Origin of the sequence: Bradyrhizobium sp. PRIMUS42, from assembly GCF_023006515.1 — a bacterium.
In the GTDB taxonomy this organism is placed as follows: Bacteria; Pseudomonadota; Alphaproteobacteria; order Rhizobiales; family Xanthobacteraceae; genus Bradyrhizobium.
Genome location: NZ_JALBGZ010000313.1, coordinates 1 through 7090, shown reverse-complemented (window position 1 = coordinate 7090; position 7090 = coordinate 1). Strand labels below are relative to the sequence as shown.

Below are 7090 nucleotides of genomic sequence, written 5' to 3'. Positions count from 1 at the left end.
GACCGGCAGGCGCTGGAGCATGCGGCATGAGCGCGGCCGACGCGTCCATCCTGCTGGTCGACGACCATTCCGTCGTCCGCGAAGGCTATCGCTCCGTGCTGCAGAAGCAGCCGGGCCTGCGCGTCATCGCTGAAGCGGCCGACGGCGCGGAAGCCTATCGTCTGTACAAATCCGAGGCGCCCGATCTCGTCATCATGGACCTCAGCATGCCCGGCATCGGCGGCATCGAGACCGTCAGGCGGATCAGGCAGTGGGACAAGGGCGCAAAGATTCTCATCTTCACCATGCACCAGAATGCGGGCTTCGCCGTGCAGGCGATCCGCGCCGGCGCCAGGGGTTACGTCACCAAGACCAGCCCGCCCGAGACGCTGGTGCGCGCCGTGATGGACGTGCTCGCCGGCAAGATCGCGATCAGCCCCGACATCGACCACGAGCTGGCATTGAGCCGGCTCGGCGGCGAAAGCTCGGCTGCCGACGTCCTCACCGCGCGCGAGTTCGAGGTGCTGCGGCTGCTGCTCGCGGAGAAGACGACCGACGAGATCGCAGAGACGCTCCATGTCAGCCCGAAGACGGTGGCGAACCTGCATTCCCTGATCAAGGACAAGCTCGGCGTCGGCTCCGACATCGAGCTGGTCCGCCTGGCGCTCCGCCAGGGACTGTTGACGCAGCTCGATCTCGGCGAGGCCTGATCGCTCAGGCCAGATAACGCGTGAGATAGCCATCCATCGCATAGAGCGCGCAGAGCGCGAGGCTCGACCACACCGCGGCGCTGAAATACAGGAACATCCAGGTCAGCTCGCCCTTCCAATGCGCGATGTCGTGGGTCACCACCCAGCGCGTCGAGACGTCGTGCAGGCCTTCGAGGAAGCCGAGAAACCTATTGCCCTCGGCGTGCCCTGCCCGCCAGCGGCTGAGATACATCGGCACGTCGACGGTGACGAGGAAGGCGAGGAAGCAGGCGATGCCGACGATGCCGGCGGTCAGCGCCCAGCGCACGGGGCCCTGGAATTCCGGCATCAGGCGGCACAGTGCGATCCCGGCCAGGAAGAAGGTCACCGCCCAGAGCGAGTTCTCGATCGCATTGTAGAGGAAGTTGGTGGTCACGACCGCGTACCAGGAGAAGCACTCCGCGATGATGATGATGGGCACGATCACGAGCGCGATGTTCACGGCCGTCTCGGCGCCCGTCATCTTGCCGAGCTGATGCAGGATGATGGCCCATTGCGCGACGAAGCAGAGCTCGGCCACGGTCGCGACCGTTCGGCCGACGACGACGCTCGACAGCCAGGTGTCGAACAGGCAGATGCGCTGCACGTCGGCGCGCGGCAGGATCGAGCGGAACGCGCAGCCGAACACATAGCCGGCGCACAATAGGAACATCAGCCCGATGTCCGAGCCGCCACCGAGGCTGCCCGAAGGCGTCGGGTAGAACTCGCGGTACAGCATGAACCAGACGAGGATGTTGGCGCCGCTCACGAGCGTGAGGGATCCCCACCACCACGCGAGGGGATTCGACCGCGCCTGCCACTGCAACATGAACCGCTCCAAGAATTATCGATCTGACATGCCGACGTAATAATCCTGTCACAGCACGGCATGCAATCACACAAAAATCTGTGTGTTCGGGTCGGTGGAGCCCGTGCTTCAGCGAAACCTCGGCGCAACCATATTGTCCACATAGCGGAAGCGCTATCTCGCCTTCATGGCCAAATACTATCCCGAGGGTGACAAGGATTCGAACCTGAACGTCTACGGTTACATCACCGCGCAGCTGCTGGCTCAGGTGCTGAAGCAATGCGGCGACGATCTCACCCGCGACAACGTAATGCGGCAGGCGGCCAATCTGAGGAACGTCGAGCTCGACCTGGCGCTGCCGGGCGTCTCTGTCACGACTTCGCCGACCGACTATCGCGTCAACAAGCAGTTCCAGATGGTGCAGTTCGACGGCCAGCGCTGGCGGAAGCTTGGCGACATCGTGACGGACGAGGCCAGGGAATGAGGCGGCGCGAGGCGGGTTCGCGTGCGGCGCTCAACGCCCTTCCGCACGACGGCCGCCGCTGCGGATGACGTCGTCGCTCTCCGCGACGTGGCGCTGATATAGGGAGATGGCGCGATTGGCCATGCGGATCCGGTTCGTCTCTCCCTGCTCGACCATCACGGTGATCTGCTGCGCCAGGAACACGCAGGCGTGGAATTCGTCACGGATGCCGCCGGTGCGGGCGAGAAAGTCCCAGGCGATCTCGTAAGCCTGCTCCGCGGCGGGATTGCGATAGTCGCTGAAGATAATGTGCGTCATCACTGGCAAAGCCGGAGCACGACGATCGTTCCTACCGGGCGGGCACGGCCGAACCGACGGCGTGAAACACCACCGCCCGCCCTGGCGTGCCAGTTGTTCGATCCTGGCGAAGAACGCGAATAATTACGCCGCCTGGCGCTGATGCGACAGAAACTCCATCGTCACCTTTCCGACATTGGTCGGTCCAGGCGGCCATGCGTTGCTCTTCCTTCAACGATGTCTCCGGCAGTGCCTTGGTCTCCGGTACCGATCCCGAACGATGTTCCGGACTTGAGACCCGAAACTAACCTGCGATAGCGCCGCCAAGCACCTTCGGCGACACAGCCCCTCCACATCAACGCGAGCAGGAACGGTTGGCGGCGGGCGTGATTGGTCCAACATGAACATCGAGGAGAAACAACATCCGTAAGACAATTCTGACGATCTTCACGGCCGCGATGCTGGCCGGTGCTTCGGTCGGCGCAGCGATCGCACAAGGCGCAGGCGCCGGTGCGGGCGGTAGCGGTGCTAGCTCAGGAAGCGCCGGAGACGGCTCCGGCTCCGGCAGTGGCGGAATCACACATACGGAACGCGGCGGACAAGGCGCTTCCAGCGCTCCAGGCATGCTCAACGAGACCACTCCGCGGTCCAACGGCACCACACCCCGGCGTTAATTGCGCCGTCGATCGCGCTTCGGCAATCGAACCTTGACGGTGCGCGCGTGAACGGTCCCGGCTTGTCATCAGCCGGGACCGCATTGTCCTCACCGCTTCATGCCCGCCACATACGCTGCAAGCTTGTCCAGCGTCTGGTAGCCGTATTCGACTGCGCCGAAACCGATCATGCCGTCACGCTGCTCGGCGCTCGAGGCCAGCTGGCGCATCATCAGCACGGTCTTGCCGTTGCTCTGCTCGGCAAAGGTGACGGTGAAGCGGAACATGCCGGGGTCCTCGTCCTGGTCGAGACCGTGATCCATCTCCATCAGGTGCGGCCGCTCGATGCGGCGGAAGCGCATGCGGTTTGGATAGACCGTGCCGTCGGGGCCGATCATGTTGAAGCGCCAGACGCCGCCGACCCGCACGTCGATCTCGAAGGTCTCGACCTTGAACCCCTTCGGCCCGAACCATTGCGGCAGATGTTTCGGGTCGGACCACGCCTCGAACACCAGATCGCGCGGCGCGTCGATCACGCGCGACATCACGATCTCGCGGTCGAGCGACCATTGCGACAGAGCGGGATTGGCAGAATTCGTCATCACTCAGAACCTTTCTTCTTGGTTGTGCGGGACGGCCGCTTGGCGGCCGCCCTCTCCTTCTCTTTCTTGAGCTTCATCACGTAGGCTTCGAACCGGTCGAGCCGCGCCTCCCAGATCGCGCGCTGCCGCTGGAACCAGTCCTCCGCACCGAGGAGCGCATCCGGGCTGAGGCGGCAAGTGCGCACGCGGCCGGATTTCTCCGACAGAACCAGCCCGCTCGTCTCCAGCACATGGATGTGCTTCATGAAGCTCGGCAGCGCCATGTCGAAGGGATCGGCGAGCTCGCCGACCGACGCCTCCCCCGCGCAGAGCCGCATCACGATCGCCCGCCGCGTGGGATCGGCGAGCGCCGAGAAGACCTGGTCGAGGGGAGATAATTGGTTAGCCATGAAGCTAACTATAGAGCCACCACGATCCGGCGTCAATGATTGTTAGCCACTTAGCTAAGTTTAGATTGTCGCTTCGCAGCCTGGATGGAGCGAAGCACGATCCGGGACCTTCGTGCTCGGAGCAAAGAATCCGGATTACGCTCGCTCCATCCGGGCTACGAACCGCGATCCGTCATACGGAACCGACAACGCGCAATCGTGAATTGGGACGCCCGCCTCTTCACGCTAAGAAGGCGCCGGGGGCGCATCACACATGCGTCAGAGCCGTGCCGACCGTTGTCACTTCATCGCGCTTCGCCCGCGCCGCGCCTCGGCGGATTCCGACATGATCGCGCAGATGCGCGACATCGTTGCGAACGAGCTGGCGCCGACCGCAACGCCGGACCATGCGGGCGGCCTCGCCGCCGCGCTCTATGCCGGGCGCCATGTCGAGTTCTTCAGCTATGGTCTTGCCGACGATGTCACGAAGCGGCCGGTGACGCCGGACACGCTGTTCAACCTCGCGTCCTTGCGAAAACCGTTCGAGGCGGCTCTCGTCGCGCTCGGCGTGCTGCGCGGCGAGCTGCGGCTCGACGACCGCCTGCCGAAATACCTGCCCGAGCTGGACGGCACCTATATCCGCAACGTTACCGTTGGCCAGCTGGTCACGCATAGCTCGGGGCTGTTGCTGCCGACCGACCATCCGCCCTGGCCGAACGAGCAGTACACGCGCGAGCGGTTCATCGCCATGCTGAACGCCTTCGCGCCGGCGTCCGGCATCGCGCCGGGCCGGCAGCGCATCTACACCCATGCCGGCTACGTGGTGCTTCAGCTCGTGCTCGAGCGCTGCTACGGCAAGCCGATCCACGCGCTGATCCAGCACCGCATTCTCCGGCCCCTCGCCATGGAAGCCACCTTCATCCCCGAGCGCGGCGCAGACAACCGCGCCGTGATGGACGAGGCCTGGATGGAGCGCGTGGTCCAGGGCTATTCCGACCAGGGCGCGGCGATCGGCCCAATCGGCAGCCAGCAGAGCTATTTCGACTTTCCCGGCACGGGACAGATGTTCTCCTCCGCCCGGGATCTAGCCGCTTTCGCAGCGGCCTGCGTCGACGGCCGGGCGATCGATCCGCATTTGCGCGAGGCGCTGCGGATGACGCAGCGTGAGGTCGTCCGCGTCGACGAGAAATTCGGACAGGCCATGGCCTGGGAAACCGTGCATCTCCCTGATGCCACCGTCATCGACAAGCCGGGCGGCCTCAACAACGCCTCGGGCTATATCGGCCTGGTGCCGTCGCGGCGGATCGCCATCGTCATGCTCGCCAATCGCGGCGAGTATCCGCACGAGATCGCCCGCTACAAGATATTGCCGGCACTGGCGCGGCTGCTGGCATCGCACGCCGGCTGAGTTTCAAAACAGAAAGCCCCGGCCGAGCCGGGGCTTTCCACACCAGGCTGGGACCGGGATAGATCAATACCTGGCGACGACGGGTCCGCCGAACTTGTAGTTCACACCGACGCGCACGATGTTCGACTTGAGATCGACCGAGTGGGTGAAGGTCTGGGCCGGCAACGCCACGCCGACGTTGAAATTGTTGCTGGTCATGCTGCTGCGACCGAGATCGACATAGAGATATTCGGCCTTCAACGACCAGCCGTTGCCAACGGCGTATTCACCGCCGAGGCCTGCCGTCCAGCCGACGCGGGTGTCGCGGATCGCTCCGGACTCGGTCGCCCCTGCAAAGGTGTCCGTGAAGCTGAAATTGCCCTTCACCTCGGCGATGGCGGCACCGCCGGTGGCGTAGATCAGCCAGCTCGGTGTCGCGAGGAAGCCGATGCGGCCGCGAATGGTGGCGAGCCAATCGGCCGAGACCGAGGAATTGACGGTGAAGGTGGTCGGCGCGCAGCAGGGATACAATGCCGTGCTGCTCGCGCTGCCCTTGAAACCGAAATAGTTGATGTCGCCCTCTAGGCCGAGCACGGCGTTGTTGACCTGCCAGTTGTAGCCGGCGGTGAAGCCGCCGGTCACGCCGGAGCTGTTGATGTGCTGGGCGCCGACCGACCCGATGGCGGTCACGCTCGAATCCGCGAAATAGGCGGCCACCGGAAACAGCGTGGTAGTGGCCGGGTTCGCGCTGCCCCACTGCCCGCCGACATTGCCGCCGACGTAAAAGCCGGTCCAGTTATAGGCCGGCGCCATCACCGGGGCCTTGGTGTAATGCGCCGCGAGGTCGGCCGCCTGAACGGATGCGGTCCCCAAGACAACCGAAGCGATCGCCAGCAAAAACTTGTTCATTCCAGTCTCCTTGCCCCACGCGATTGACCTCGCGTTTCGAATCCGCGCGGGTAAACGGCAACCGGCGCAGTGAGGGCATAGGGCGTGCGCCGCTGCTCGTCTTGGGCTGCGGCGAAGTTCATAAGGACTGTGACGTAGTGTGAGCCTCAGATCGTGCGAACGGATGACGGGTGTGGCCGGAGAGCCACGCATCAACCACCACCGGCGACGCGCAGCGCACGCCCGTGTCGCATCAAGACAAGACCGCCAGGGAGCGATTCGGCTCTGGGCCTCAGACCGAGCGCGTCAGCCCGCCGTCGACGCGGATGTTCTGGCCGGTGATGTAAGCCGCGCCGTCGGACGCCAGGAACGAGATCGTCGCCGCGATCTCCTCGACCGTGCCGTAGCGCTTCATCGGCACGGTGTCGCGGCGCGCATCCTGCTGCGGCAGGCTGTCGATCCAGCCCGGCAGAACGTTGTTCATGCGGATGTTGTCGGCCGCATGGGTGTCGGTGAAGATCTTGGTGAAGGCGGCAAGGCCCGCGCGGAACACCGCCGAGGTCGGGAACATCGCGCTGGGCTCGAACGCCCAGGCAGTCGAGATGTTGATGATGGCGCCACCCTTTTGTGCCTGCATGATCGGCGTCACCAGCCGCGTCGGACGGATCACGTTCAGCAGATACGTGTCGAGGCCGGTGTGCCACTGCTCGTCGGTGATCTCGGTGATCGGCGCGCGCGGCCCGTGACCGGCGCTGTTGACGAGCACGTCGATCCGTCCCCACTTCGCGATAGTGCCGTCGACGAGACGCTTCAGGTCGTCGTTCTCCTTGTTCGAGCCGGTGACGCCGAGCCCGCCAAGCTCGGCGGCCAACGCCTCGCCCTTGCCGGAGGACGACAGGATCGCGACGCGAAACCCG

The 7090-nt window shown here is 64.6% G+C and carries 8 protein-coding genes and 1 pseudogene; 3 read left to right on the top strand and 6 right to left on the bottom strand.

The window, feature by feature from the left end; translation table 11 throughout:
- The first annotated feature begins 26 nt into the window (after positions 1-26).
- On the top strand, positions 27-689 hold the full coding sequence (locus MOV75_RS21740) for a response regulator transcription factor (RefSeq protein WP_246929495.1): 663 nt from the start codon (positions 27-29) through the stop codon (positions 687-689).
- A gap of 4 nt (positions 690-693) precedes the next feature.
- Here the strand turns inward: MOV75_RS21740 and MOV75_RS21735 are convergent, their stop codons facing one another.
- On the bottom strand, positions 694-1536 hold the full coding sequence (locus MOV75_RS21735; protein ID WP_246929497.1) for a hypothetical protein: 843 nt from the start codon (positions 1534-1536) through the stop codon (positions 694-696).
- 148 nt (positions 1537-1684) lie between these two features.
- Between MOV75_RS21735 and MOV75_RS21730 the strand changes: the two are divergent.
- Positions 1685-1999 (top strand): annotated as a pseudogene (locus MOV75_RS21730) (ABC transporter substrate-binding protein); the annotation flags it as partial.
- Positions 2000-2029: 30 nt separating this feature from the next.
- Here the strand turns inward: MOV75_RS21730 and MOV75_RS21725 are convergent.
- The 3 genes from MOV75_RS21725 to MOV75_RS21715 form a co-directional block, all read right to left on the bottom strand.
- The gene (locus tag MOV75_RS21725; RefSeq protein WP_246929498.1) at positions 2030-2296 is read right to left on the bottom strand and encodes a hypothetical protein; all 267 of its coding nucleotides are present in this window, start codon (positions 2294-2296) and stop codon (positions 2030-2032) included.
- 742 nt (positions 2297-3038) lie between these two features.
- A complete protein-coding gene (locus MOV75_RS21720) occupies positions 3039-3530 on the bottom strand; it encodes an SRPBCC family protein (RefSeq protein ID WP_246929500.1) in 492 nt (163 codons plus the stop codon).
- Complete coding sequence (locus MOV75_RS21715; RefSeq protein ID WP_246929501.1) at positions 3530-3919, bottom strand: helix-turn-helix transcriptional regulator; 390 nt, start codon at positions 3917-3919, stop codon at positions 3530-3532. The genes MOV75_RS21720 and MOV75_RS21715 overlap by 1 nt, the downstream gene beginning before the upstream one ends.
- Before the next feature lie 253 nt (positions 3920-4172).
- Here MOV75_RS21715 and MOV75_RS21710 point away from each other — a divergent pair, with 253 nt between their 5' ends.
- Complete coding sequence (locus MOV75_RS21710; RefSeq protein ID WP_247006578.1) at positions 4173-5306, top strand: serine hydrolase; 1134 nt, start codon at positions 4173-4175, stop codon at positions 5304-5306.
- Between the two features lie 63 nt (positions 5307-5369).
- On the opposite strand, the gene MOV75_RS21705 is transcribed toward MOV75_RS21710, so the two are convergent.
- Both MOV75_RS21705 and MOV75_RS21700 read right to left on the bottom strand, forming a co-directional pair.
- Entirely contained in the window at positions 5370-6194 is an 825-nt protein-coding gene (locus MOV75_RS21705; RefSeq protein WP_246929502.1) for an outer membrane protein, read from the bottom strand.
- A gap of 271 nt (positions 6195-6465) precedes the next feature.
- Positions 6466-7090, bottom strand: a 625-nt coding sequence (locus MOV75_RS21700) for an SDR family oxidoreductase (protein ID WP_247006577.1), incomplete at its 5' end; no start/stop codon positions are given.

Excerpts from the sequence above, each read along its gene's own strand:
- MOV75_RS21740 (WP_246929495.1), top strand. The coding sequence starts at position 27 with ATGAGCGCGGCCGACGCGTCCATCCTGCTGGTCGACGACCATTCCGTC.
- MOV75_RS21735 (WP_246929497.1), bottom strand. The coding sequence starts at position 1,536 with ATGTTGCAGTGGCAGGCGCGGTCGAATCCCCTCGCGTGGTGGTGGGGA.
- MOV75_RS21725 (WP_246929498.1), bottom strand. The coding sequence starts at position 2,296 with ATGACGCACATTATCTTCAGCGACTATCGCAATCCCGCCGCGGAGCAG.
- MOV75_RS21720 (WP_246929500.1), bottom strand. The coding sequence starts at position 3,530 with ATGACGAATTCTGCCAATCCCGCTCTGTCGCAATGGTCGCTCGACCGC.
- MOV75_RS21715 (WP_246929501.1), bottom strand. The coding sequence starts at position 3,919 with ATGGCTAACCAATTATCTCCCCTCGACCAGGTCTTCTCGGCGCTCGCC.
- MOV75_RS21710 (WP_247006578.1), top strand. The coding sequence starts at position 4,173 with ATGCGTCAGAGCCGTGCCGACCGTTGTCACTTCATCGCGCTTCGCCCG.
- MOV75_RS21705 (WP_246929502.1), bottom strand. The coding sequence starts at position 6,194 with ATGAACAAGTTTTTGCTGGCGATCGCTTCGGTTGTCTTGGGGACCGCA.